This is a genomic window from Carnobacterium sp. (genome assembly GCF_040274945.1).
GTDB lineage: Bacteria > Bacillota > Bacilli > Lactobacillales > Carnobacteriaceae > Carnobacterium_B.
Genome location: NZ_JBEMAR010000001.1, coordinates 119,295 through 144,937 on the forward strand (window position 1 = coordinate 119,295; position 25,643 = coordinate 144,937).

Below are 25,643 nucleotides of genomic sequence, written 5' to 3' on the forward strand. Positions count from 1 at the left end.
TCTTTGTGCTCTTAGTTAGAATCAACTCATTTATCTAGCTTGATCGTACATTCGACGCAGAATAAACATTTATTTAATTCCTTTTTTTCTTCGTTTATCGTCTAAAATAATTTTTAATGCACGTTTCTTTGTTTTAATATTTGGACTTTTCATTCTTCGTCTAGCACTCGCTAAATCTTCTTTTTCAGACATCCTATCTTCTCCTTGTCTTTAATTTCATTAAATATGGTTAACTAGTAACTATTTATATTTTCTAAATGATGCTGTTTTTTATTTAATAGCTTACTAAAACCTAAAGTATTACCAGCTGGCTTTTTTTACACCGGGTATAAGTCCAGCATGAGCCAAATTTCTAAATGTAATTCTTGACATACCGAATTTGCGCATGTAACCTCTTGGCCGACCATCTATAAGATCACGATGATGTAAGCGCGTTGGTGAAGCATCGCGAGGCAACTTCTGTAAAGCTGCATAATCTCCATCTGCTTTTAACTCTTTTCGAATAGCAGCATATTTTTCAACTGTTGCTTGTTGGCGTTTATGTTTTTCAATTTTACTTTTTTTAGCCATCATTCATTTCCTCATTTCCTATTTATATAACATTAGCACCTAAAAATTGATAAACCAGTAAACCCAGTTTATAATCAATGATCTTTATTTCTTATATCTCCGAGATGAAATTCTCAAAAGCAATCTCTCTTACGATTCCTGATGCTACCTTACTTCCGGAGCTTGCTGAGTGAACGAGTTGTTCTCCAAATGTTGCATTAATATCTCCAGCTGCATAAATATTTTTGAAAGATGTACCTCCAAATTCATCCGTTTGAATTCTTCCAGCATCATTTAATTTCACTGAAAGATTTTTAGCAAAAATCATATTCAATTCAAACCGAGGTACTAAAAATCCTCCATAAACTTCTATCGATTGGCTGTTGTGTAAATTGATTTTACCTTTACTATCCTTTTTTTCAATGGATTCAATTTTATCCTCAAACAATTCAATTTCATTTTTGGCAAGAATCGATTTAATAGAATCAGCAACTTTCATACCGTTCGTGAAAATAGCTAATTGTTTGCTCCAATGAAAAATCATTGTTGAAAAATGTAATATATGTTCTTCTTGTTCGACAATGATAGCTAATTTCTGATCCTTCAACTCCCAACCATCACAAAATGGGCAATTAAAAAATAAATCGCCATATACTGACTCTAACCCTTTAACATTAGGAAGGGTTTCTTTCAAACCTGTTGCTAAAATAATTCGTTTTGTTTCAAATTTATTTTTTAGCGTTTCAATGATAAAAAAAGAATTTTGATCAGAAATATCGGCAACAGTATCAGATATCAGTTGAATGTTCGAGTATTTTAGTAAGTCATTTTTTGCTTTTTCTCTAATAGCGAACGGAGATAAGCTGTCATTCGTGATAAAGCCATGTGATTCATTTGTTACTTTATTACGCGGGTCGTTATTGTCAATCAAAAGAACATTAAGTTTGGCTCTTCCTAAAACAAGTGCTGCACTAAGACCTGCAGGGCCTCCTCCAATAATCACGCAATCGTATACCATAAATTTCTCCTTTTTTATAAACAGTTTATGTGATTCGCACTTTTTACTTTGTTACCTTATTGCAACTCTAAGTTAGTATTTACAAAAAAGATAAAATAAATTTATGTATAAGAAAAAAGACTTATACAAAACTGATTAAAAATTCTGTAACCAAATGAACTAACGAATTTCTTTATACAAGGTTTTCTTTCTTAATTTAGGAGAGTACTTCATTAATTCTAACCGTTCTGGTTGAGTTCGTTTGTTTTTAGTTGTGTGATAATTCCTCTCACCTGTTTCAATACATTCAAGTATCACTTTTACTCGCATATAAGGTCCACCTTTCTTTTTAAAACGTAATGATTACGTTTTAAAAATATCATAGATTAATAACCTCGTCAACTTAAATATCCAAAAGAGATTTATTTTTTAAATTGAGCGTCTGTTTACGATGACCCCTACATTACAAGTTTGCAACCTGATTTTTATTTGCAAACAAATAAACCTTCCGATAAAAATTAATTTTTATCGGAAGGTTTATCGAAATGATGGCATTTATTGCCATTATTTAAATACTGTTATATCAATATCTTAATCGTCATCCAGCTCAAATCCTTGACATACTATTCTTGCTGTCGATAACTCAAGTTCTCCTGAAATCCTTTGAGTATATCATATAGGATACATCTAACTTGTCTTTACAAAACGTTCCAGATTTTCCAATGTGGAATTCAACCCATCAAGATGATCTTCCTTTTTGATGCCTTTAGGGACATTTTCAGCGACAATTGTTACTTTTGTGCTTGGGACAACTTCCTCAAAGTACCAGGTCATCACCATATTCCCAACAAAGGCAGGGTCATCTGACTCAAATACACCAGTTTCTACGATCTTCTTATCGGGTATCAATTCGATAAAGGTACCTTCTAAAGTATCTGAGTTTGCAGTTGTTTTACCTTGAACAGCATATTCATCCTCGTAGATGAGTGTTAATTGAAATCTCCCACCTATTACTGGTTCAAACAGACTTATTTCTCCTCTCATACCCTCCGGTGGCAACTATTTAACTAAAGAATTCGGATCCATAAATGCTTGATAAAGTGTTTGTGGCGAAGCATCAATTACTTTTGAGACTGTGTCAATTCTTCCACTCTTCGGATTGTTTTCCATGATAAACGCTCCTTTGTAAATACAATCGACTCTTTTGCTTTTTTTAAAGTATATCACCATAGTTAGAGAGATTCTTCTAGAATGATCTAACTTTCAAAAATATCAATATATTCTTATGTCAGCAGCAAATTGAGTATGCTAGTTTTCGTTCACAAAAAAGAACTGCCATATAGACAGTTCTTTTTAACATACTACGTTATTTTAACATTTTGAGTATTGAGACGCTGTAGGAGCTTTTCTTAAGACCTGGTTTCTTACGAAATATCTACAAGCTAAGTTAATTGAAAAATTCTATTATTCTTTTCCTAATGGAACCTTAAAATTCATAAAAATAAAGATAGATTTTTGTTTTAACTTTTTATTTTCAATCCCACATAGGTATGTTATTTTTTAAACTAGATTAATAGACTCTCCTACCCTATATGCTAAAATAAAGATATAAGGAGGGATTTTCTTATGGGAGACTTAAATAATGACAACAAACAGAAGCACAATGAAGAGGAGACAGATGAAACATCTTACATTGCTTTGGGTATGTCTTTAGGTATTTCATTTGGTGTTGCTTTGGGAGTAGTGTTTGATAATATAGCTATTGGAACTGCTATAGGTATTGCTCTTGGTGTGGCAATTGGTGCAGTTATGGAAAACAAAAAAAATAAAAATAAGTAAAAAAACCTATCTTATTTTTAAGAGGTAGGGTTTTAATCTGAACTAAATCAAGTAGTTTAACCTATGTATTTATAAATTAAAAATCCTATTATACCTATTATTGAAATTCCTATAAAACCTATGATAATACTTATAGCTATTTTAGCAATATCCAGAATGTCCTCCAAAAAAGCATTTGGCTTTCTAACATTTACTATAATCTTATCTTTTGTACTCATTTTCATGTCTATAGCTCCTTATTCTTTAATAAACCAATATAACTAATTTAGCAATATTTGATTAGTAAATCAATATTATCTTAATATCAAGCAAATTCCATTGTGATAAACGACTACAAAATTTTTCCCCATACTGACATCAAGGGCTATACATCCATTTTAATCCCACCTTTATAATTATTTGAAGTCTTCACTCATCCTTATCGATTCCACTTTCCTATACACGATCTCAATGAACCCAGCATACTTAAATCTGATTCCTATAAGGCGATGAAGCAGACCAGTTTTTGATAGGAGTTCATGACCCACGAGATTGTCCCGTCTGTTCTTCACTCCTACTATAAAGAAAATAGCAGTATAGATACCACCGTCGTGGTTTCTATACTGCTAATCTTAGTATGTTTTTTTGGAAATTATTATAGAAATTAACTAGTTTCTACAAACAAGGTATAGTTATTGTTAAGAAGCAACTAAAAATTCGATTACGTTTCCTTCAATAACTTTGTTTGTTACGAGGCCGCTTTTACGGTTTTTCGATAATAACCAATCGTTAGCAAAGCGAATAGCAGATAGATTAATGTATATAAGCCCATCGCAATCGAAGCAGGGAAAGTGATATCAGATTGGAAAAGGAATGACGCTGCTTTAATGGCAAACACGGAATGTACCAAACCAACAGCTAAGGGTAAACCAAAAACAAAAGCCTGTTTGCGGATAATACCACTCATAATATCATTCACGGTAAAACCAAGTTGACGCAATGTCGCATAACTTTGCTTCTCCTGTTCAGCTTCGGTCATTTGTTTGAAATATAAAATACTACCTGTCGAAATCAAAAAAACGAGCCCTAAGAATCCAGCGATAAAAATAAGCAATCCATTTGCCTGTACAGCCTCTTGATAAGACGAGTAGTAGTCCACATGCAGATCACCAGATGTATATTTGGGCTGTTGAAAAATTGAGGAAGCTATTTCTTTATCTTTTTCATCTGGAATATGGAATCCATCAATCCGTCTGACTTCAGCTTGTCCATCTGATACAAGAAGTTCCCTCAGATTTTCATACATACTCTCATTAACAACTAATTGAGAGTAAAATGACGACCAATTGATTACATTGATATCCCCAATCGATGAAACTTTTACTTTGGTCCGCTGATTATTTTGGAGTTCGATAGAAAGAGGGAAATCTATCGAATCCTTAATCATAAAAATAGATGAGACATCATAGAAACTGGCAGTGCCATCTTCTGGAGCTTTAATATCAATTCCAGCTTGTTGCAACTGCTTGTCACTCAAAATCGCTACTTTCAATTCAGTTAACGGAACACTAAACGTCCCTTCTTTAACTTTGCCAGGTAACACGAGCATCTCCATTTTTTCATGTTGATAGGAAATGCCTTTTTCATTCATTTCATTGCTGATTTCATTAGCAAATGCTTCATTCTCTTCAAACATAAAATCAAATGGCATTCTTGCTTGAGTATCTCGCTCAGTTGAATAATAAAGTGAATAAGAACTGGCAAGCATTGTCAATGTCATTGCTGAAAGAACAGTAATAATCGTAAGTGAATTTGCATTTTCTTTCAAACGATGCATTAAAGGAGCCAATGATAAACTATTCATCAATCCAAGATATCCATCTTTACGCTTTCGAATTTGATAAAACAACCAACTGATTGTTACTCTGAAAATTAGATACGTTCCCAAAATGACAGTTGCTAAAACAACTAAAATATTTACAAAAAACAATTCGTTTAACATACGCCCTGATAGCCAATAGCCAAATCCAATCAACAGTAAACTCAATATAGCAAGGATAGCAGAAACCCATGTTTTTGGTTTTTTTGGATTCTCACCTTTTTTTTCAGAATTAAATAAGGAAAGTAACGTACTACGATAAACAGTGTATATCATTTGAATTGACGTCAAAATGAAAATGGCAATAAATACAAAAACTGTTTGTAGGATAGCTGCCAGTGAAAACGATACTTTGATAAACGTTTCGTAGCCGATCAGCTTCATTAGAAGCAGTAAAAACACACGAGAAACAAGCATTCCAATAGCTATCCCAATGATTAAAGCGAAAATCCCAAGAAGAACATTCTCAACAATTAACAACCGAGCGACTAAGCGTTTCGTTAATCCGATTAATTGATAAAGCCCTATTTCTCGACTTCTTCTTTTCAAGAAGATCGCATTAGCATAAATAACAAAGATGCCAGTAATAAACAATAGTAAGATTCCAGCTGCTTGGAAAGCGGATCCTAAAGAGCCACTGCTTTGCTCAGTGACTGCTGGATCATGCTGCAACGTAGCAAAAACAAAATACAAAATCACACTTAAAATAAGGGCAAAAAAGTATAAATAATAATGTTTAATATTTTTCACCATACTGCGGCGGACAAGGTCAAAGAGTGTCAACACTATCACCCCCTAGAACAGCCTGAACATTTAAAATCTCTTGGAAAAAGGCTTGTCTCGATTTGTCTCCTTTGTATAATTCAGAGTAGATATTACCATCTTTTAAAAATACGACACGGCTACAATAACTTGAAGCAAGTGGATCGTGGGTAACCATCATAATAGTCACTCCACGTTTTAGATTAACATCCGCAATCGTTCCAAGTAGCGAAGCTGCAGACTTAGAATCCAGAGCACCGGTTGGTTCGTCCGCGAAGACCATTGAAGGTTGGTTGATGAGTGCACGAGCAGCTGAAGTTCTTTGCTTTTGGCCACCAGAAATTTCATGAGGATACTTATCTGCAAGTTCGGAAATACCTAAGATATTCGCGATTGATTGAAATTCAACTTCTGCTTGTTTTTTCTTCATTTTTCCAAGCGAAACCGGCAACAGAATGTTTTCTTTTACTGTTAAAGTATCTAGTAAATTATAATCTTGGAAAATAAATCCAAGTTGATTTCGTCTAAAAGCAGATATTTCAGTATCTTTCATCTTTGAAATATCAGAACTACTAATCAATATAGTTCCTTCCGTCGCACGGTCAATCGTTGCAAGCACATTGAGCAAAGTCGTTTTTCCTGCTCCAGATGCGCCCATAATGCCAACAAATTCACCTTCAACGACTCGCAAATCGATTCCTTTTAATACTTGTTGCACATTGCCACGCGTTCCAAAAGATTTCCGAACACTTTGAGCTTGTAATACCGTTTGATTTTTTGCTTGTTGCTTGTTTTTAAGATTTATTGTTGAATCAGTCATACCATTACCTCCCAGTTTTTTATATCTCTATCATACTTCGGGAAAGTCTCTTGGTCGTTTGATTTGCATGACAAACTGGACGTACAACATGACAATAATGTCACTTTAGTATTTTATCGAATTCATTTTCTAACGAGAATACCATCTCAATAGTTGCTCCTTTAGTATTATTGGACATAGCTAAAAGGCTTATACCAATTTTATCAGCAATCTTTTTTGCTAAATAAAGTCCGAGACCGGTCGCTGCATTATGGAGACGCCCTGTACTACCAGTAAAACCTTTATCAAATATTCTTGGTATATCATGATTTGGTATGCCAGGCCCTTCATCAGTAATTGAAAGAACTCTATGTCCGGTCGTTTCAACATGAGTTGAAATGTAAATTGTTCCGCCTTCTGGGCTATACTTTACTGCATTCATTAAAATTTGTCGCAAAACAAAACGACTCCATTTTCTATCCGTGACTACTTTTTCTTCTAACTCTTCTATTTCAATAGCTATATTTTTTTCTCTACACCAAGACCTTAGTTCTCGAATTTCACTTGATACTATTTCATTTAGCCCTACTTTTTCTGGCATATAATCAGATTCAAGTGTAGGTAAGCGGGAAATGTATAATTGCTGATCAATCAATAAATAGATGCGTAACCACTCTGTTTCAACCCTGCGAATTGTAGGGCTGTTATAATTCGAATCAATTAGAATTTTCATAGCCGTAAGCGGAGCTTTTACTTCGTGAACCCAAGCAGCTGTATAGTCCCCTTGATTCACATTAGTTTGTCGAATGTCATTTAATTGCCTTGAAAAAAAGATACCCACTACTTTTAAGATTTCATTAACCTGTTCATCACGCATGAAACTTGTTTTCGGCAATGCTTCATACCAATCTGTTACTGGTTCTTCTTTGAGTAACATTAATTTTCGGGTATAGGCTGTTTCTTTCCAGAATCGCCAAATAACAAAAGAGGAAAAGGCAACCCACAATAATAGATTCAGATAGAATAGAGAAGACATTTTCACTCTAAAACCTGGATCTAACCAAAGTAGTAAGTCTGCTGAAAATAGAGATATTAAAAAAAATAAAATCCAACTTTTCATATCATTCAGATAATTTAAAAACATAGAATTCCTCTTTTCTATAAAGTGATAGCAACATAACCCAGCCCTTTTTTCGTTAGTATTGCTTCTCCTAATCCTAAATTTGCCAATTTTTGACGAAGCCGTGTAACGTTAACTGTTAATGTATTATCATTTACAAATCGTTCATCATCCCATAGTTTCCGTATCAATTCATCACGAGAGACGATTTTATCTTTTGCATCTACCAACACTGTCAGAATAAAAAACTCATTTTTTGTTAGTTCCGCTTCCTTACCATCCAACCGAATCATGCCACGCTTCAAATCAATCATCGCACCGTTCCATTCCAGTATATCCGAAGTTTCTTCTCCATATGAATAAACCCTTCTTAACGTTGCTTGAATTTTCGCAAGTAGCACCTCTGAATGAAAAGGTTTTTGCACGTAATCGTCAGCACCCATCTGCATAGCCATGACCATATCTAATGGATGATCACGGGAAGATAAGAAGATAATCGGAACTTTTGATAGTGAACGAATTTCACGACACCAGTGAAAACCATCATATACTGGTAACTGAATATCCATAATAACCAAATGGGGTTCTTCGTTGATAAAATCACTTAAAACATCTTGAAAAGACTTAGGTCCAGAGACTTGCATTCCCCATTTTTCAAAATTTTCTTTTAACGATTGAAAGATTGCCGTATCGTCCTCTACAATAAAAATTTTCATTTCCATTTTGTCTTCTCCCCTTTTTAACTTCATATTACGGGAAACTGAAACCGCAAGCAATTGAAAATAATAAAGACTAGTCCTTGATAGCGACTAGTCTTTATTCTATCTATTCACTTATCTTAACAAGTTGAGTCCCTTCGACTTCAAAATCACTCATTTTTTTGCTTGGATCACTTTTGTATTCCATGATAGCAAGTTTTTTCTTTTCCTTTTATAGAAGGCCAGTCTGTATCATCTACAATTAAAAGCATGTCAACATATGTTCTGCCATCCCCGATAATGTTATTACCTTCATATTTCACGTCAAAACTTTGTCCTTCTATACTTATTTCATTCATCTTTTCCTTTGCAAAAAGAATACTTTGTTCTTGAGCCAATGTAGAAATTGAACTAACTGCTTCTGACTCATTATAAGTTCTTTTGTACCGTTTATAGTTTATAGGGTTACTATCAGTTAAATAATTTATTTTAAAGCAGTTGTTTAGCTGATTCAACCGTTATTTCAAGTAATTTATTCATGAAAGGATATTCTTTTTGCATTTGTTCAAATTCAGCACCGTAATCCGTGAAACACGCCCGTCCTTCTATTAAGAAACCAGTTCCTTGATAGTTATTAAATCCTTCTACTTCACGACTTCCTAATGTTAAAATTACTCTATCATTTTTAGAAACATCGCCTTGAACACTTGTGAATCCTGCAATAGGAGCTAAAATACGTTTATCCTTTGTAATATGTAGATATGAATTCCAAGTACACCGGACATTTGGCTGATCCCCATTTCCCCATGAAGTTATGGATACAACTCCCTCATTTTGGATTACCTCAAAAAACTTTTTACTTAACATACTTTACCTCCTTATATTATCTTGTTATAACATTTTACTATAGCTCATATTAAACATATGTTCTAAAACAGACAGTGAAATATTATATTTTCTAGACTCAACTATCAAAATCCCACCATTTTTAAACAAGAAAAGTTCTTATATTATTCTACTTTCTTTGTTCAAAAATACACAAATCCAGGTAAGCAGAAATCCAACATATTAATTGTAATATATTTTTTTTAATATCTACTTGATTTAAATCAAGTAACCTTAAAAATGAAAATAAAGCTCTAGGAATCAGTGCTTGATTCTAAGTTGAAACAAAAAATAAGCCTTCTGACGAAAATAACATAAAAGTTATCTTCATCAGAAGGTTTTAGTTATTATTTAATTATACGATTTTTTACTCGTCATCCATCTTAAGAACAGACATGAACGCTTCTTGAGGTACTTCAACTGATCCGACTTGTTTCATACGTTTTTTACCAGCTTTTTGTTTCTTCAATAGTTTTTGACGACGGGTTACGTCACCACCATAAAGCTTAGCTGTAACATCTTTACGTAGGGCTTTGATGTTTGAACGCGCAACAATTTTTTGTCCGATTGCTGCTTGAACTGGGATTTCAAATTGATGTCTTGGAATAATCGTCTTCAATTGATCAACGATCGCTTTTCCACGGTTGAAAGCAAAGTCTTTATGGACGATAAATCCTAAAGCATCTACTTTTTCGCCGTTCAATAGAATATCCATCTTAGATAGATTACTCTTCTTATAGCCGATCATTTCGTAATCTAATGAAGCATATCCTTTAGTACTTGATTTTAATTTATCAAAGAAATCATACACGATTTCAGATAATGGAATTTCATAAACCACGTTTACACGGTTATCATCCATGTAATCCATTGTTAAGAAATCGCCACGTTTGCGTTGTGAAATTTCCATAACCGCACCAACGTAATCATTTGGAACCATGATCGTTGCTTTTACGTAAGGTTCTTCAATAGATTCAATTACACCTGGTTCAGGCATTTCAGCCGGATTCGCCACAATTTTTTGAGTACCATCTGTCAAGTTTGCATGATAGATAACTGATGGAGCTGTTGTAATCAAATCTAAATTAAATTCACGTTCAAGACGTTCTTGGATAACGTCCATGTGTAAGAGTCCTAAGAACCCACAACGGTACCCAAATCCAAGCGCTTGTGAAGTTTCAGCTTCAAATTGAAGTGCTGCATCGTTTAATTGTAATTTGTCTAGAGCGTCTCTTAAATCGCCATAACGAGAAGAATCAATTGGATACATTCCACAATAAACCATTGGCGTCATTTTACGGTATCCTTCTAATGACTCTGTAGCCGGATTATCAGCTAATGTGATAGTATCCCCAACTCGAGTATCTTGGACTGTTTTGATATTTGCAGTAACATATCCAACGTCTCCTACCATTAGGAATTCGCGTTTGATCGGTTTCGGTGAAAAGATCCCAACTTCAGCTACTTCAAACGTTTTCCCGTTACTCATCATTTTCATAGTATCGCCAGGTTTGATCATACCTTCCATCACACGGATGTTTAAGACAACTCCACGATAAGCATCGTAAGCCGAATCAAATATCAATGCTTTCAAAGGACTGTCTGTATCACCAACTGGAGCAGGAATTTTTTCTACGATTTGTTCTAAGATATCTTCAATCCCAATACCTGCTTTAGCACTTGCAAAAACGGCTTCACTTGCATCGATTCCAATTACATCTTCAATCTCAGCACGAACACGTTCTGGATCTGCAGCTGGTAAATCGATTTTATTGATAACAGGAATGATCTCAAGGTCGTTATCTAAAGCAAGATAAACGTTCGCCAGTGTTTGTGCTTCGATTCCTTGTGCTGCATCAACAACTAGGATAGCTCCTTCACACGCTGCTAAACTTCTTGAAACTTCGTACGTGAAATCGACATGTCCTGGTGTGTCGATCAAGTGTAGTGTATACGTTTCGCCATCTTTTGCGGTATAGTTCAATTCAATCGCATTTAATTTGATGGTGATTCCACGCTCACGTTCAAGATCCATAGAATCCAATAATTGTACTTGCATATCACGATCAGCAACTGTGTGCGTCATTTGTAAGATACGATCTGCTAAAGTCGATTTTCCATGGTCAATATGGGCAATAATGGAAAAATTCCGAATGCGTTTTTGTCTTTCATTTAATTCCTGTTTATTCATCTAGTCGTGCCTACCTTCTTTATTTATTCCGAAAAAGTGTCACTATAAATTATACCAGTGAAAAGCTTGAATTACAATGCGTTGACTCAAACTAGCTCTTAAGACGAAAGAAAAACCTAAGCATTAGCTCAGGTTTTTCTTTCACATTATAAACAAAGCTCATATTAATTAGGTAGATAAATTTTAGTGTTGGTAAACTAGTTCAACCACTTAACCAAAATTTCTGGAGGAATAGAGTTTGCTTGTAGCTTTTAAGGAAGCACTGTGGGCAATAACGCCCAAGTGTATCATGTTTGTATGCTGCTAAAGCAACAACAACCATGACAATTATAAGCTTCAGGCGGTACCATGGCTTTTTACAAGCAAATCCGTTCATTCCAAAAGAAATTTCTTTTGAAAACACCAACACCATTTTTTAATCAATCTACTTATTTAAAAAAATCGGTTCATTTTTTTTTCTTATCTGCTTTAAATGCATCTTTTACTTTATCAAAAATCGAACCATCTTGTTCTTCAACTTCCATACCGCTAGATTTAGCGAATTGTCTCAACAAGTCTGTTTGTTCTTTTGATAAGTTTTTCGGAGTCATTAATTTAACTCTTACATGTTGGTCTCCTGTACCTGTACCACGTAATTTTGGTGCTCCTTTGCCTCTCAAACGGAAATTCGTTCCTGTTTGTGTTCCAGCAGGTATTTTTAATTTCACCTTACCATGAACGGTTGGAACTTCCACTTCATCCCCTAAAGATGCTTGGACGATATTGATTGGCAATTCGTAATAAATTTCTGATCCATCTCGATCAAATTGATTGCTAGCTTTAACACGGAAGACAACATATAGATCTCCGTAAGGTCCACCATTTTTACCGGCTTCTCCTTGTCCGTTTAAGCGCATTTGATTTCCATCTTCAACACCTGCAGGAACAGTTACTTTAACCGTATGTTTGTCTTTCGTATGTCCAGAACCATGACAAGTTGGACAAGTTTCTTTGATTTCTTGACCTGTACCATGACAAACATCACATGTTTGACGCGTCATTACTCGGCCAAGTGGCGTGTTTCTCTCAACGTTCAATGAACCTGTACCATGACATTTAGAACATGTTACAGGGTGTGTTCCTGGTTTAGCCCCATCACCATGACACGTTTTACATTCTTCTTCACGGTTATAACTGATGGTGGTTTCTTTCCCAAAAATAGCTTCTTCAAATTCAAGATTGATTGTGTATTGTAAATCGTCTCCTTGACGAGGAGCGTTTGGATTTTGCGAACGACCGCCGCCTCCAAAGAATGATTCAAAGATATCTTCGAATCCACCGCCGCCGAATCCGCCAAAGCCTCCGCCGCCGTAACCGCCGCCACCTGCTCCAAAGTTTGGATCTGTACTTGCATGTCCATATTGGTCATATGCCGCACGTTTGTCAGGGTTACTTAATACTTCATAAGCTTCCGCAACTTCCTTAAACTTTTCTTCAGATCCAGCTTCTTTATTAATATCCGGATGGAACTTTTTTGATAATTTTCTGTATGCCTTTTTTATTTCATCATCGGAAGCACCTTTTGATACTCCTAATACTTCATATAAATCTCTTTTAGCCATAATTTCCCTCCATCGTCACTTGACAATTTTTAATGTATCCTCAAATTCACCTTCATGAGCATAGCATATCTAGAAGAAAAAGCCAAAAGCAATTTGCCTTGGCTTTTCCATTCCATCCTTAAATTATGAAGGTTATTTAGCGTCATCATCGATTTCTTCAAAATCAGCATCTACAACATCTTCAGATCCATCTTGTGCTTGTTCTGCAGCTTCAGGATTTGCTTCTCCTTGTGCTTGAGCAGCTTGTTCATATAATTTAACTGTTAAAGCTTGTACGATTTCATTTAATTCATCGCGTTTTGTTTTCATTGCTTCAATATCATTTGCTTCGACAGCAGCTTTCAATTCATCACGAGCTTCTTCAGCTTTTTTAACTTCAGCTTCATCAACTTTGCCTTCTAATTCACCAATAGTTTTATCTACTTGGAATAATAATTGATCCACTTCGTTACGTAATTCTACTTCTTCTTTACGAGCTTTATCCGCTTCAGCATTAGCTTCTGCATCTTTAACCATACGTTCGATTTCTTCGTCTGTTAAACCTGAAGAAGATTTGATCGTAATTGTTTGTTCTTTTTGAGTACCTAAGTCTTTAGCACTTACGTTAACAATTCCGTTTTTATCAATATCAAATGTTACTTCGATTTGAGGAATTCCACGTGGTGCAGCAGGAATATCTGTCAATTGGAAGCGACCTAATGTTTTGTTGTCGGCTGCCATTGGACGTTCCCCTTGCATTACGTGTACGTCAACAGCTGGTTGGTTGTCAGCAGCAGTTGAGAATACTTGTGATTTACTTGTTGGGATCGTTGTGTTACGTTCGATCAATTTAGTAAATACGCCACCCATAGTTTCAATACCTAATGATAACGGAGTAACATCTAACAATACGATGTCTTTAACGTCACCAGTGATAACTCCACCTTGGATTGCAGCACCCATTGCTACAACTTCATCAGGGTTAACTGATTTGTTTGGTTCTTTTCCAGCTTCTTTACGTACTGCTTCTACAACAGAAGGGATACGTGTTGATCCACCAACTAAGATTACTTCATCAATTTCTGATGTTGATAATCCAGCATCTTTCAATGCTTGGCGAACAGGTCCTTTAGTACGTTCTACTAGGTCATAAGTTAATTCGTCAAATTTAGCACGAGTTAAGTTGATTTCCAAGTGTAATGGTCCAGCTTCTCCAGCAGTGATAAATGGTAAGCTGATTTGAGTTGAAGTTACGCCTGATAAGTCTTTTTTAGCTTTTTCAGCAGCGTCTTTCAAACGTTGTACAGCCATTTTGTCTTTAGATAAGTCAACGCCGTTTTCTTTTTTGAATTCAGCTACCAAGTATTCCATGATTTTGTTATCAAAATCATCTCCACCTAATTTGTTGTCACCTGCAGTAGATAATACATCAAATACGCCGTCTCCTAATTCAAGGATTGAAACGTCAAAAGTACCACCACCAAGGTCAAATACTAAAACTTTTTCATCTTTGTCTACTTTGTCTAAACCATATGCTAATGCTGCAGCAGTTGGTTCATTAACGATACGTTCCACTTCAAGACCAGCAATTTTACCAGCATCTTTTGTTGCTTGACGTTGTGCATCATTGAAGTAAGCAGGAACAGTGATAACAGCTTTATCAACTGTTTCGCCTAAATAGCTTTCAGCATAACCTTTCAAGTATTGAAGAATTGTTGCAGAAACTTCTTGTGGAGTATATTTTTTACCATCAACTTCAACTGAAAAGCCAGCTTCGCCGATATGACGTTTGATTGAGCTAATTGTGTTAGGGTTTGTTACAGCTTGGCGTTTAGCCACTTCCCCTACTTGCATTTCTCCGTTTTTAAATGCAACAACTGATGGAGTCGTACGATTGCCTTCTGGATTCGGAATAATTTTTGCTTCTCCGCCTTCTAATACAGCAACTGCTGAGTTTGTTGTTCCTAAGTCAATACCAATCATTTTACCCATTATAAATCCCTCATTTTTTTATTATTTTTTTACAGTTATCTAAATTTTATTGAGCAACAATTACCATTGCGGGACGTAATACGCGTCCGTTTAAATCATAACCTTTTTGGAAAACTTGTACAACTGTTTCGCTTGCTTGACCTTCTTCAACAGGAACAGTTTGAATCGCCTGATGGAAGTTTGGATCAAAAGGTTCATTTAAAGGATCAATCACTTCAATGCCTTCGCTTTTCAATGCAGCATTGAATGTTTCCATAACCATTTCAATTCCTTTTTTCAAACTTTTCCCTTGCTCATCTGTTACTTCAATAGCTAGAGCTCGTTCTAAGTTATCAATAACGGGAAGTAATTCTGTTGCTAAAGATTGAGCACGGAATTTAGCAGCATCTTCACGTTCTTTTGCATTGCGTTTTTGGATATTTGCCATTTCAGCTTGCACACGCAAATATTTATTTTCCATTTCTTCTAAATCAGCTTTTACTTTAGCAAGTTCATCAACTTCTGGTTGTTCCACTTCCACAGATTCAGTTGTTTCTTCTACCAATTCTGTTGGTGTTTCTTCAACCATTTCTTGTTCTTGCTTTTTATCTTTATTTCTAGACACAACAACAGCTCCTTTTGATTAATCGTCTACAGCTTGATAGTAGTCGATTATTTTTTTTGAAAGCTCATTTCGAAATACATCCACCAAACCAATCATTTTAGAATACGGCATATTTGTTGGACCTAATAATGCAATAACACCTGAACTATATCCTTCAATGTCATAACTTGCTGTAATTAAACTGAACTCATTAAAAAGCTCATTGTTTAACTCCGTACCAATTTTCACATTGATTCCGGTAGTACTTGGAACCAATAAAGAAGATAAGTCATGAGTACCATCCATTAAGGAATAAATAGACTTGAATTTTTCGACATTTAATTCATTCGAGAAATCGAGTATATTCATTCTTCCACCTACGTGCATCCTATCTTGTCCAGCTTTCAAAAAGACATCTTCGAAGATATTCAACATTCCTTCATTTGTTCGAACATATTTATTCAACAATATCGGAATTTCTGTCTTCAGTCTTTTAAATACTTCCATTAGCGAAAGACCAACTAATTGTTCATTAAAAATACGAACAATTTTTTCTAGCTCGTTAACATCCATTGACCTAGGAATCGTTACTATTTGGTTTTCTACATGGCCCTTATCGGTTACTAAGATAGCCATCACTTGATAATCATTTAATGGCACCAATCGAAAACCAGTTAGAATACTTTCTTTGATTTCAGAACCTAACGTAATCGCCGTGTAACTGGTCAACCGAGAAAGCAATTCAGCCGATTGAAAAACAATCTCATCCAATTGCCTGAACTGATTTCCTAAAGCACTCTTTATGATCGCAAGATCTTTTTTTTGAATTTTCGCTGGATGTACCAGATGGTCCACGTAAAAACGGTACCCTTTTAAAGATGGGACACGACCGGATGACGAATGCGTTTTTTCAATGAAGCCTAATTCTTCAAGACGCCCCATTTCATTACGAATGGTTGCTGAACTAAAATTGATTTCAGCTTCATTCATTAAGGTTTTAGAACCAATGGGTGTCTCATATGAAGTGTATAAGCGAATGATAGATTTTAAAATTAAAATCTGCCTTTCAGTTAACATATTGCATCACCTCTTTTTTAGCACTTGAAACTATTGAGTGCTAATACATTTATTAATTTACCAAATATAACTGTATCTGTCAATAATTTTTGCTTATTTTTTGACTAATTTTGACGTTTCTCTAAAAAGCCGGTATAACGCTTGATTTATCCTACTTTTACTAAAAAGACAGTGTCAAAAATGGAAAGTTCCATCTTCAACACTATCTTTTAATTCTTCTTATATTAGATTAAATTCTAGTTTAGCTTTTTCAATTTCATTTCTAATTTGTTCGAATCCAGTACCACCTAATGAATTTCTACGTTCAACAGCTATACGAGATTCCAATAAGGTATAAACGTCTTCCTCGATAATAGGAGCGACTTGTTGAAATTCGGTTAAAGGAATATCTTGTAAATAATGGCCATTTTTCAAGCACTTCAACACAAGTTTTCCAACAATTTCATGTGCTTCTCTAAATGGGGTACCTTTTGAAGCCAGATAATCCGCTAATTCAGTTGCGTTCGAAAAATCTTTCGTTGTCGCTTCACTCATATTTTCTTCATGCACAATCATGTCTTCCAACATACCAGCAAATATTTCCAAACAATCTTTAACCGTTTTTACCGTATCAAACATGCCTTCTTTGTCTTCTTGTAGATCCTTGTTATAGGCAAGCGGCAAACTTTTCATTGTCGTTAACAACGAAAATAAATTGCCGTACACTCTACCTGTTTTTCCACGAATCAATTCTGCCATATCTGGATTTTTCTTTTGCGGCATAATGGAACTACCCGTCGAAAAAGTATCCGTTAAACTAGCGAATTGATATTCATGGCTGGTCCAAAGAATTATTTCTTCGCAAAAACGTGAAAGATGCATCATCAGTATACTGCTGGTGGATAGAAATTCTAAGATAAAGTCTCGATCGCTAACGGCATCCATACTATTGGAATAGATAGAGTTGAAACCTAACTGTTCAGCAGTGTACAAACGATCGATTGGAAATGTTGTCCCTGCCAAGGCAGCTGCTCCTAGTGGAGAGCAATCAATTCGTTTCAAACTGTCTTGATACCGTTCTAAATCACGTTTAAACATATTGTAATACGCCAATAAATGATGAGCAAAAGAAATGGGTTGTGCATGCTGCAAATGCGTATATCCAGGAACAATCGTTTCAACATGTTTTTCTGCTTTCAGTAAAATAACTTTTTCCAGATCCTCAAGCGATACGGAAATTTCACCTACTTGACGTTTTAAATACAGGTGCATGTCTGTAGCTACTTGATCATTCCGGCTTCTTGCAGTGTGCAACTTTCCTGCAACAGGACCAATTTCTTTATGGAGAAGCGTTTCAATATTCAAATGAATATCTTCATTTTCAATAGAGAATACCAACTCTTTCTTTTGGGCTTTTACTAAAAGACTTTCTAACCCTTTGATGATTTCATCTGCTTCTTCTTGAAGAATAATCGCTGTTTTAGCCAACATGTCAACATGTGCCAAACTTCCTAAAATGTCTTCTTCAGCTAAAACTTGGTCTACTTCAATTGAAGCCCCAAACTCATCAATCCAATTTTGGTTTTCTCCTTCAAAACGACCGCCCCATAATTTTTTCATATTTGTCATCCTATCTTTTATTAAGTGTACTTTCTTCGATTTTACTTGGTTTTAATGGCATCTTTTGGCTTATTTACTTCTGCGTGTACTTTTGTAGGCAATCCCCATAATTTGATAAAGCCAACAGATGACTCTTGGTTAAATGTATCTGCAGAAGTATAAGTCGCCAAGTTCTCATCATACAATGAGTTAGGTGATTTTCTGCCTTCTACAATGGCATGTCCTTTAAACAATTTCACCCGAACGGTTCCGTTAACGTACTTTTGAGTAGATTTCAAAAAGGCAATCAAACTTTCAGTTAATGGGTTGAACCATAATCCGTTGTAAATCATTTCAGTTATTTTTTGTTCGATCATCGGCTTAAAGTGCGCGATATCTTTAACAAAAGTAAGATCTTCTAGCTCTTTATGTGCCGTCATTAATGTTACTGCTCCAGGAGCTTCATAAACTTCACGAGATTTGATCCCAATCAATCTGTTCTCAATATGGTCGATCCGTCCAACTCCATGTTTCCCAGCAATGCTGTTCAACTGTTGGATTAACTCAGACAATTCATATTTTGAACCATCGATCGCTATCGGTACACCTGCTAAAAATTCAATTTCAATCATTTCAGGAATATCTGGTGTATTTTCTAAACTAACGGTTAAGTCATACGCAACTTCTGGTGGAGCAATCCATGGATTTTCTAAAACCCCACACTCATTGCTTCTTCCCCATAGATTTTGATCGATAGAGAAAGGGTTGTCTAAATCAATTGGAACAGGAATAGAGTGCTCAATAGCATAATTGATTTCTTCTTCTCTTGACCATGTCCAGTCACGAACTGGTGCAAGTACTTTTAAATCTGGTGCTAAAGAATGAATGGCAACTTCAAAACGAACTTGATCATTCCCTTTTCCTGTACATCCATGTGCTACTGCTACAGCTTCTTCTTTTACAGCTACTTCAACTAATTTTTTAGCAATTAAAGGACGAGATAACGCTGAGATCAGCGGATACTTACCTTCATAATACGTGTGCGCTTGTAACGCGATTAATGCAAAGTCATTAGCAAATTCATCTTTAGCGTCAATCGTATAAGAAGCTACCGCTCCAATTTCGATTGCTTTATCTTTAATAAAATCTAAGTTCTTTCCTTCTCCAACATCTAAACAACAAGCTATTACATCATATCCTTCATCCATTAACCATTTAATAGAGACTGACGTATCCAGTCCTCCTGAGTAAGCTAAAACAACTTTTCCTTTATTCATAAAAACACCTCATCCGATTAATTTTATTGCATGAAAGTATCCTAACATGGCAAAAAGATTAAAACAAGCAAAAAGTGTTTTTTTATACCGTTTCTTGTATTATTTTGCTTATTAAAGAAAAAATATTGTATATAAACATATTATATTCATTTAAAATGTATAATTGGATAAACGTAAAAAAATACTGACTCATGATTTTTTCATTTTTATATACAAAAAAAAGACAAGATTGTTCTATCTCGTCTCTTTTTTATTCGTTTAGTGTTCACTTAAAAAGTTCTTATGAGTCAATCCTTTATACTCTTCAAAAAAATGTGCAGTATCTAATTCATCTTGTTTCAATTGAGCGATCAGAGCATCAATCGAATCAAATTTTTCCTCATTGCGTAAATAATCGTACCAGAACACCGTTACTTTTTCACCATAGATATCTTCATTAAAATCAAGAATGTACACTTCAACTGTTAGCGGACGATTCGGTTCAAAGGTTACATTATGACCGATAGAGGCCATTCCTTTATAAACTTGATCACCTACTAAGATTTCAACAGCATATACGCCTATGCGTGGCAATTTAACAAAGTTCTCAACTTCGATATTCGCTGTTGGGAATCCTAATAATCTTCCTCTTGCATCCCCATGTACGACCCTTCCAGGCGTAGCATAAACATAACCCAGTAAATTATTTGCAGCAGCCATATCTCCAACCTCTAGAGCTAAGCGAATACGCGTAGAACTGATTTTGTCTTCTTTTGAAAGTTGTTTCTCCACCACTACGATTTCAAAACGATCTTTAGCATATAGCGGTAAGTGCTCCATAGAGGCCACTTCTTTTTTTCCAAATGAATAATCAAAACCGGCTACAACCGTTTGGGCATGTAAACCAATAATGTATTGTTCTACAAACTCTTGAGGAGTCAATCCTGCAAAAGCAGACGTAAAGTCTACTTCATAAAGAAAATCAACACCAATTTTTTCCATTAACTCTTCTTTACGAGAAACAGTGGAAAGATATTTATGATGATCCGGGTTTAATTTTTTAAATACAATTGACGGATGCTGATTAAATGTCATAACTGCTAATTTCAACTGATTTTTTTCGGCAATTTTTTTTGCTCTGCCGATTACTTCTTGATGACCTCTGTGGACGCCATCAAAAAAACCTAAAGCTAATACTACTTTATCTTTAGGGATTTCACCTTCCTCATATGGATGATGTAATTTAATGATTTCCATAATGTGAAAACTCCTCTATAAATTATTTCGTAATACTTTAATTGGTTTTAAATACTCTTTTTTTTGCGGGTGAACGGCATAAATACTGACAGCTTTTTGAAGATACATAAAAACGATCGGCTTAGACAATAATTCTTCGGGTACAGTATTGATTGGAAGCAATGTGCCATTTTTAACTTTATCCCAAAGCTCTTGATCAATTTCAAAAGAAGCCAACTCTTTCAAGCCAAATTCCAAAGGAAATAAAGCTTCTTCTATTTCTTGTTGTTCCATTTTTTCAGCAACTTGCGCTAAAGTTAAACAATCACTGGCTTTAAAAGTTCCGCTTAAGATACGTGTTAAGTCTGACATATGAGCAGGATAACCCAAATTTGCGCCTAGATCCACTGCTAACGTACGAACATAAGTCCCTTTACCACAAGCTACTTCAAATTTCCACGAAACAGTTCCTTGCTCTTCATCTACCAAAAGATCCGAAGTGCGCTTAAATGATTTTATGTCAGCAATTCTAACCGGTCGCTCAACCGTTTCACCAGCACGAGCATACTCATACAATTTTTTCCCATTTACTTTTACAGCAGAATACATTGGCGGAATCTGAGTAATTTTTCCCACTATGTTATTCATAGCTGCATCAATGCTTTCCAGTGATGGAATGTTTCTAACACGGACTTGTTCAACAATTTCTCCGCTGCGGTCTTCTGTTGTAGTGGAATACCCAAGTGTGATTTCTCCTATGTAGCCTTTACCCGTTTCCATCATATACTCAACAACTTTTGTGGCTTTGCCCACACAAATAGGCAACACGCCATCTACATCTGGATCTAACGTACCTGTATGCCCAATTTTTTTAGTTTTTAAGATCTTTCTGAGTTTAAATACACAATCATGGCTGGTCATGCCACGTTCTTTCCATAAAGGGAGAATACCTTCCATAGCTAAATCCCAACCTTCCTTTTTTTAACTCTCCTAGTATACCATAATTACCAAAATACCGTCATCCATTTGTTAACTGTATATTAGTTCATTCATCTGTTTAATCAATAAACTTAAACGAAAGTTTTTTTACAATGAATGGATACGTAGAAAAGGGCAAGAATGCAAAATCAGAGACCAGGAACTATGCCCTAGTCTCTTTAGTTTAAATATTTTAAAATTTCTTCTTCATAGCCTGGACTAACTTCAGTCACTACTGAAAAATTTCCATTTGATTCTAACAGTACCGCAAAAACCTTATCAGAAGAACACCTTGCTTGAGATCGAATAGCAGAATAAATATTTTCTTTTGTTACTCGACTCTTTTTCATTGTATGTTCTAAAAAATCTCCTTTTAAAAACAATACTTTTGGAGGCGGATTAATATAGTTAGATAAAATTGGCCATTTGCTAATGATTTTTGAAATAAGAAACTGTAAGAATAATAAGAGAACAATGGCTAAAAAGCCATTAACGATTGTTACTTCTTTTAAAATCAAAGTAGAAGAAATCGTTGATCCTATAGTAAATGAAGTGATAACATCCTGTATACTAATATTGGAAACACTTCTATTACCAAATATTCTTAAGCAGACAAGCAACAATATAAAGGTAATGATCGTTGCAAAAAAGATTCTAATAACTGGTGTCCAACTTTCAAATAAAAGATTCGGCGCTCTCATTTCTGTTTGCATATTTATTAAAAAATCTGACATAAAAATACCTCCCTTACACATTAAGTGTAAAGAAAATGTTTTAAAGAGTAAAGAAATTGAAATTAAAGAAATTTTACTAAATTCTTTAAATAAAAAACCCCCAAAGATTACCTTTGGGGGTTTGAACTTAGTCTCATATTTTAGTAAGATTTCTTATCTCACTTAGTTTATTGAGAACCTATTTAGTCTTTATTTAAGTTGCGCAATAATTCATCAATATGATTACCATATTCAACAGATTCATCACGCTCAAATTTAATTTCTGGTGTTTTGTAAAGTGATAAACGTTGGCCTAACTCACTTCTAACTAAACCAGAAGCTTTATCCAATCCTAGCTGTGTTTTTTCACGATCGCTAACTTTATCAGATAAAATACTGTAGAAAACCGTTGCTTGTTGTAGATCACCTGTTACACGTACGTCGGTTATATTTACATCAGCAACACGGGGATCTTTCACACGTTTTTTCAAGATATCATTTACTTCTCTTTGAATTTCTTGAGAAACGCGACCAATTCTATGATTTGCCATGTTTAACCCTTCTTTCTTACATATTACTTACGTTTAATTTCAACCATTTCATAAGCTTCGATAACATCATCCACTTGAACTTCGTTGTAATCTTTAACCATAAATCCACATTCGAATCCTTTTTTAACTTCTTTAGCATCGTCTTTAAAGCGTTTCAAACTTGCTAATTCGCCTTCAAAGATAACAATATTGTCACGAATCAAACGGATGCTGCTGCTACGAGTGATGTAACCATCTGTAACAAATCCTCCGGCAATTGTTCCAACTTTAGATACTTTGAATGTTTCACGAACGACTGCTTGTCCAGTTATTTTTTCTTCGTATTCAGGATCCAATAGACCCTTCATAGCTGTTTCAATTTCATCAATAGCATTATAGATGATACGGTGTAAACGAATATCAACTTGTTCTTGATCAGCTTGAACCTTAGCTTGTGGAGTTGGACGAACGTTAAATCCGATAATGATTGCATTACTTGCAGCGGCCAAAGTGATATCACTTTCGTTGATTGCTCCTACTGCTGTATGAATCATTTTCACACGAACGCCTTCTACATCAATTTTTTGTAAACTTGATGATAAAGCTTCTGCAGAACCTTGTACGTCTGCCTTAATAATAACATTAACGTCTTTTAATTCGCCTTCTTGTAAACTAGAGAATAAGTTGTCAATGGTTACACGGTTCGTTACCGAACGTTGTTCAGCCATTGCTTTCTTCTCACGAGTTTCTCCAGCTGTACGAGCTGTTTTTTCATCTTCAAAGACAACGAATTGATCTCCTGCTTGAGGAGCATTGTTTAAACCAGTAATTTCAACTGGAGCAGAAGGGCCAGCATGTTTAACACGACGACCATTTTCGTTAACCATTACACGAACACGTCCGTAAGTATTCCCAACAACAATAGGATCTCCAACATTCAATGTTCCTTCTTGAACAAGTAAAGTAGCAATTGGACCTTTTGATTTATCTAAACGAGCTTCAATAACTGAACCAAGTGCTAAACGAGTAGGGTCTGCTTTTAAATCTTCCACTTCAGCTACAAGTAAGATCATTTCTAATAATTCATCTAAGTTTTGTCCGAATTTAGCTGAGATTTCAACAAAAATAGTGTCTCCACCCCATGATTCAGGAACCAAACCATATTCAGTTAATTCTTGCATAACACGTTCAGGATTTGCATCTGGTTTATCAACTTTGTTTACTGCTACAATAATTGGAACTTCAGCAGCTTTAGCATGGTTGATTGCTTCAACTGTTTGAGGCATAACGCCGTCATCTGCAGCTACCACAATGATGGTGATATCCGTTACATCTGCACCACGAGCACGCATTGTTGTAAACGCAGCATGTCCTGGAGTATCAAGGAAGGTAATGATTTTTCCATCAACATCAACTTGGTAAGCTCCGATATGTTGAGTAATTCCACCGGCTTCGCCTAAACTAACTTTTGTATTTCTAAGAGAGTCTAGTAATGTTGTTTTACCATGGTCAACGTGTCCCATAATTGTTACTACTGGTGGGCGAGAAGTAAGATTTTCTTCAGCAGATTCTTGCTCAAAGTACACATCTAAATCAGATACGTCTACTTGAACTTTTTCTTCCGTTGCAATACCGTACTCTTCAGCCAATAATTCAATAGTTTCTTTACTTAAGCTTTGGTTCAATGTTGCTACGACACCAAGTAGGAATAATTTTTTGATAATTTCAGCTGGTTCGCGGTAAATCTTTTTAGAAATATCTGCTACAGTCATACCATCTGTATACACAAGTACTTCTGGCAACTCTTTAAATTTACGTGCTACTGGTGGTGCTACTGGTTTAGTTTCACCTTTTTTACCTTTTCTCTTACGTTTGTTAAATCCGCCATGTGTTCCCACACTACCACGGTTAAACGGTCTGTTACCCGTGCGTTTATTTTTATTACCTGCTGGAGCTGCTGCTGCACGTTGTGGTGCTTGATTTCCAGTTCCGCTTTGAGCAGTTTGGCTGCTTGTTTGCGTTTTTGGTTTTGCTGATGCAGCTGGTTTTGCAGCTGGTTTGTTTGTTGATGCCGGTTTTACAGTTGTTGTATTTTTCGGCTTATTTGTACCAGCTTGGTTTTCTTTTGCTGGACGGTTTGGTTGATTGGATTGGTTCTTCTGATTCGTTATAGTATTACCACCTTTTTGATTTTTTGTACTTGAAGTACTCGTTGATTCTGTTTGAACACTCTTGCTAGGAGCTGTAGTGCCTTTTTTATTTGAAACAAATACTTGATTTAGTTGTTCAACTTGTTTGTCTTCCATTGAAGACATATGGCTATTGTAATCAATCCCAAGTTCTTTTGCTTTATCAATAACACTTTTAGTTGGTACATCTAATTCTTTAGCGTACTCATATACACGTTTCTTAGCCATGTTAT

Annotated in this window: 25 protein-coding genes; 1 reads left to right on the plus strand and 24 read right to left on the minus strand. The window is 35.3% G+C overall.

The annotated features are described in order from the left end of the window. Positions 1-69 precede the first annotated feature (69 nt). From ABS916_RS00580 to ABS916_RS00600, 5 genes are all read right to left on the minus strand, one after another. The gene (locus tag ABS916_RS00580) at positions 70-192 is read right to left on the minus strand and encodes a putative metal homeostasis protein (protein WP_198022524.1); all 123 of its coding nucleotides are present in this window, start codon (positions 190-192) and stop codon (positions 70-72) included. 108 nt (positions 193-300) lie between these two features. Beyond that, the gene (rpsN, locus tag ABS916_RS00585) at positions 301-570 is read right to left on the minus strand and encodes a 30S ribosomal protein S14 (RefSeq protein ID WP_350450378.1); all 270 of its coding nucleotides are present in this window, start codon (positions 568-570) and stop codon (positions 301-303) included. Positions 571-661: 91 nt separating this feature from the next. Beyond that, positions 662-1,567 carry an NAD(P)/FAD-dependent oxidoreductase gene (locus ABS916_RS00590; RefSeq protein ID WP_350450073.1) on the minus strand — a complete coding sequence of 302 codons (906 nt, stop codon included), beginning with the start codon at positions 1,565-1,567 and terminating at the stop codon, positions 662-664. A gap of 159 nt (positions 1,568-1,726) precedes the next feature. Then, positions 1,727-1,876 carry a 50S ribosomal protein L33 gene (gene rpmG, locus ABS916_RS00595; protein WP_350450074.1) on the minus strand — a complete coding sequence of 50 codons (150 nt, stop codon included), beginning with the start codon at positions 1,874-1,876 and terminating at the stop codon, positions 1,727-1,729. Positions 1,877-2,233: 357 nt separating this feature from the next. After that, entirely contained in the window at positions 2,234-2,590 is a 357-nt protein-coding gene (locus ABS916_RS00600; RefSeq protein ID WP_350450075.1) for an SRPBCC domain-containing protein, read from the minus strand. A gap of 582 nt (positions 2,591-3,172) precedes the next feature. On the opposite strand from ABS916_RS00600, the gene ABS916_RS00605 reads away from it, so the two are divergent. Further along, complete coding sequence (locus ABS916_RS00605; RefSeq protein WP_350450076.1) at positions 3,173-3,385, plus strand: glycine zipper domain-containing protein; 213 nt, start codon at positions 3,173-3,175, stop codon at positions 3,383-3,385. A gap of 56 nt (positions 3,386-3,441) precedes the next feature. On the opposite strand, the gene ABS916_RS00610 is transcribed toward ABS916_RS00605, so the two are convergent. From ABS916_RS00610 to infB, 19 genes are all read right to left on the minus strand, one after another. Beyond that, on the minus strand, positions 3,442-3,609 hold the full coding sequence (locus ABS916_RS00610) for a hypothetical protein (protein ID WP_350450077.1): 168 nt from the start codon (positions 3,607-3,609) through the stop codon (positions 3,442-3,444). Between the two features lie 503 nt (positions 3,610-4,112). Continuing rightward, a complete protein-coding gene (locus ABS916_RS00615; protein WP_350450078.1) occupies positions 4,113-6,026 on the minus strand; it encodes an FtsX-like permease family protein in 1,914 nt (637 codons plus the stop codon). Further along, positions 6,013-6,825 carry an ABC transporter ATP-binding protein gene (locus ABS916_RS00620; protein ID WP_350450079.1) on the minus strand — a complete coding sequence of 271 codons (813 nt, stop codon included), beginning with the start codon at positions 6,823-6,825 and terminating at the stop codon, positions 6,013-6,015. The genes ABS916_RS00615 and ABS916_RS00620 overlap by 14 nt, the downstream gene beginning before the upstream one ends. A 100-nt stretch (positions 6,826-6,925) precedes the next feature. Continuing rightward, a complete protein-coding gene (locus tag ABS916_RS00625; RefSeq protein WP_350450080.1) occupies positions 6,926-7,948 on the minus strand; it encodes a sensor histidine kinase in 1,023 nt (340 codons plus the stop codon). Positions 7,949-7,962: 14 nt separating this feature from the next. Beyond that, the gene (locus ABS916_RS00630) at positions 7,963-8,646 is read right to left on the minus strand and encodes a response regulator transcription factor (protein ID WP_350450081.1); all 684 of its coding nucleotides are present in this window, start codon (positions 8,644-8,646) and stop codon (positions 7,963-7,965) included. Between the two features lie 167 nt (positions 8,647-8,813). Further along, positions 8,814-9,137 carry a lipoprotein BA_5634 family protein gene (locus tag ABS916_RS00635; RefSeq protein WP_350450082.1) on the minus strand — a complete coding sequence of 108 codons (324 nt, stop codon included), beginning with the start codon at positions 9,135-9,137 and terminating at the stop codon, positions 8,814-8,816. Continuing rightward, the gene (locus tag ABS916_RS00640; RefSeq protein ID WP_350450083.1) at positions 9,112-9,489 is read right to left on the minus strand and encodes a pyridoxamine 5'-phosphate oxidase family protein; all 378 of its coding nucleotides are present in this window, start codon (positions 9,487-9,489) and stop codon (positions 9,112-9,114) included. Before ABS916_RS00640 ends, ABS916_RS00635 begins: the two co-directional genes overlap by 26 nt. Positions 9,490-9,874: 385 nt before the next feature. Beyond that, positions 9,875-11,698 (minus strand): translation elongation factor 4, encoded by a 1,824-nt coding sequence (gene lepA, locus ABS916_RS00645; RefSeq protein WP_350450084.1) that lies wholly within the window; start codon positions 11,696-11,698, stop codon positions 9,875-9,877. A 446-nt stretch (positions 11,699-12,144) separates the two neighbouring features. Next, positions 12,145-13,302 (minus strand): molecular chaperone DnaJ, encoded by a 1,158-nt coding sequence (gene dnaJ, locus ABS916_RS00650; protein ID WP_350450379.1) that lies wholly within the window; start codon positions 13,300-13,302, stop codon positions 12,145-12,147. Between the two features lie 129 nt (positions 13,303-13,431). Continuing rightward, entirely contained in the window at positions 13,432-15,270 is a 1,839-nt protein-coding gene (gene dnaK / locus ABS916_RS00655) for a molecular chaperone DnaK (RefSeq protein ID WP_350450085.1), read from the minus strand. 46 nt (positions 15,271-15,316) lie between these two features. Continuing rightward, entirely contained in the window at positions 15,317-15,874 is a 558-nt protein-coding gene (grpE, locus tag ABS916_RS00660) for a nucleotide exchange factor GrpE (RefSeq protein ID WP_350450086.1), read from the minus strand. An 18-nt stretch (positions 15,875-15,892) separates the two neighbouring features. Then, complete coding sequence (gene hrcA / locus ABS916_RS00665; protein ID WP_350450087.1) at positions 15,893-16,930, minus strand: heat-inducible transcriptional repressor HrcA; 1,038 nt, start codon at positions 16,928-16,930, stop codon at positions 15,893-15,895. A 219-nt stretch (positions 16,931-17,149) separates the two neighbouring features. After that, positions 17,150-18,529 carry an argininosuccinate lyase gene (argH, locus tag ABS916_RS00670; RefSeq protein WP_350450088.1) on the minus strand — a complete coding sequence of 460 codons (1,380 nt, stop codon included), beginning with the start codon at positions 18,527-18,529 and terminating at the stop codon, positions 17,150-17,152. Between the two features lie 41 nt (positions 18,530-18,570). Then, positions 18,571-19,785, minus strand: a complete 1,215-nt coding sequence (locus tag ABS916_RS00675) for an argininosuccinate synthase (protein WP_350450089.1) — start codon at positions 19,783-19,785, stop codon at positions 18,571-18,573. 258 nt (positions 19,786-20,043) lie between these two features. Then, positions 20,044-21,021 carry a riboflavin biosynthesis protein RibF gene (gene ribF, locus ABS916_RS00680; RefSeq protein WP_350450090.1) on the minus strand — a complete coding sequence of 326 codons (978 nt, stop codon included), beginning with the start codon at positions 21,019-21,021 and terminating at the stop codon, positions 20,044-20,046. A gap of 15 nt (positions 21,022-21,036) precedes the next feature. Then, positions 21,037-21,957, minus strand: coding sequence for a tRNA pseudouridine(55) synthase TruB (gene truB / locus ABS916_RS00685; RefSeq protein WP_350450091.1), 921 nt, complete (start codon positions 21,955-21,957; stop codon positions 21,037-21,039). Between the two features lie 200 nt (positions 21,958-22,157). Continuing rightward, entirely contained in the window at positions 22,158-22,712 is a 555-nt protein-coding gene (locus tag ABS916_RS00690; RefSeq protein WP_350450092.1) for a DUF421 domain-containing protein, read from the minus strand. Between the two features lie 182 nt (positions 22,713-22,894). Continuing rightward, a complete protein-coding gene (gene rbfA / locus ABS916_RS00695) occupies positions 22,895-23,242 on the minus strand; it encodes a 30S ribosome-binding factor RbfA (protein WP_350450093.1) in 348 nt (115 codons plus the stop codon). A gap of 23 nt (positions 23,243-23,265) precedes the next feature. Next, a complete protein-coding gene (infB, locus tag ABS916_RS00700; protein ID WP_350450094.1) occupies positions 23,266-25,638 on the minus strand; it encodes a translation initiation factor IF-2 in 2,373 nt (790 codons plus the stop codon). Positions 25,639-25,643 lie beyond the last annotated feature (5 nt).

Bases quoted from the DNA above. Each gene is read 5' to 3' on its own strand.
- ABS916_RS00580 (WP_198022524.1), bottom strand. From the start codon at position 192: ATGTCTGAAAAAGAAGATTTAGCGAGTGCTAGACGAAGAATGAAAAGT.
- rpsN (WP_350450378.1), bottom strand. From the start codon at position 570: ATGGCTAAAAAAAGTAAAATTGAAAAACATAAACGCCAACAAGCAACA.
- ABS916_RS00590 (WP_350450073.1), bottom strand. From the start codon at position 1,567: ATGGTATACGATTGCGTGATTATTGGAGGAGGCCCTGCAGGTCTTAGT.
- rpmG (WP_350450074.1), bottom strand. From the start codon at position 1,876: ATGCGAGTAAAAGTGATACTTGAATGTATTGAAACAGGTGAGAGGAAT.
- ABS916_RS00600 (WP_350450075.1), bottom strand. From the start codon at position 2,590: ATGAGAGGAGAAATAAGTCTGTTTGAACCAGTAATAGGTGGGAGATTT.
- ABS916_RS00605 (WP_350450076.1), top strand. From the start codon at position 3,173: ATGGGAGACTTAAATAATGACAACAAACAGAAGCACAATGAAGAGGAG.
- ABS916_RS00610 (WP_350450077.1), bottom strand. From the start codon at position 3,609: ATGAAAATGAGTACAAAAGATAAGATTATAGTAAATGTTAGAAAGCCA.
- ABS916_RS00620 (WP_350450079.1), bottom strand. From the start codon at position 6,825: ATGACTGATTCAACAATAAATCTTAAAAACAAGCAACAAGCAAAAAAT.
- ABS916_RS00625 (WP_350450080.1), bottom strand. From the start codon at position 7,948: ATGTTTTTAAATTATCTGAATGATATGAAAAGTTGGATTTTATTTTTT.
- ABS916_RS00630 (WP_350450081.1), bottom strand. From the start codon at position 8,646: ATGGAAATGAAAATTTTTATTGTAGAGGACGATACGGCAATCTTTCAA.
- ABS916_RS00640 (WP_350450083.1), bottom strand. From the start codon at position 9,489: ATGTTAAGTAAAAAGTTTTTTGAGGTAATCCAAAATGAGGGAGTTGTA.
- lepA (WP_350450084.1), bottom strand. From the start codon at position 11,698: ATGAATAAACAGGAATTAAATGAAAGACAAAAACGCATTCGGAATTTT.
- dnaK (WP_350450085.1), bottom strand. From the start codon at position 15,270: ATGGGTAAAATGATTGGTATTGACTTAGGAACAACAAACTCAGCAGTT.
- hrcA (WP_350450087.1), bottom strand. From the start codon at position 16,930: ATGTTAACTGAAAGGCAGATTTTAATTTTAAAATCTATCATTCGCTTA.
- argH (WP_350450088.1), bottom strand. From the start codon at position 18,529: ATGAAAAAATTATGGGGCGGTCGTTTTGAAGGAGAAAACCAAAATTGG.
- ABS916_RS00675 (WP_350450089.1), bottom strand. From the start codon at position 19,785: ATGAATAAAGGAAAAGTTGTTTTAGCTTACTCAGGAGGACTGGATACG.
- ribF (WP_350450090.1), bottom strand. From the start codon at position 21,021: ATGGAAATCATTAAATTACATCATCCATATGAGGAAGGTGAAATCCCT.
- truB (WP_350450091.1), bottom strand. From the start codon at position 21,957: ATGGAAGGTATTCTCCCTTTATGGAAAGAACGTGGCATGACCAGCCAT.
- ABS916_RS00690 (WP_350450092.1), bottom strand. From the start codon at position 22,712: ATGTCAGATTTTTTAATAAATATGCAAACAGAAATGAGAGCGCCGAAT.
- rbfA (WP_350450093.1), bottom strand. From the start codon at position 23,242: ATGGCAAATCATAGAATTGGTCGCGTTTCTCAAGAAATTCAAAGAGAA.
- infB (WP_350450094.1), bottom strand. From the start codon at position 25,638: ATGGCTAAGAAACGTGTATATGAGTACGCTAAAGAATTAGATGTACCA.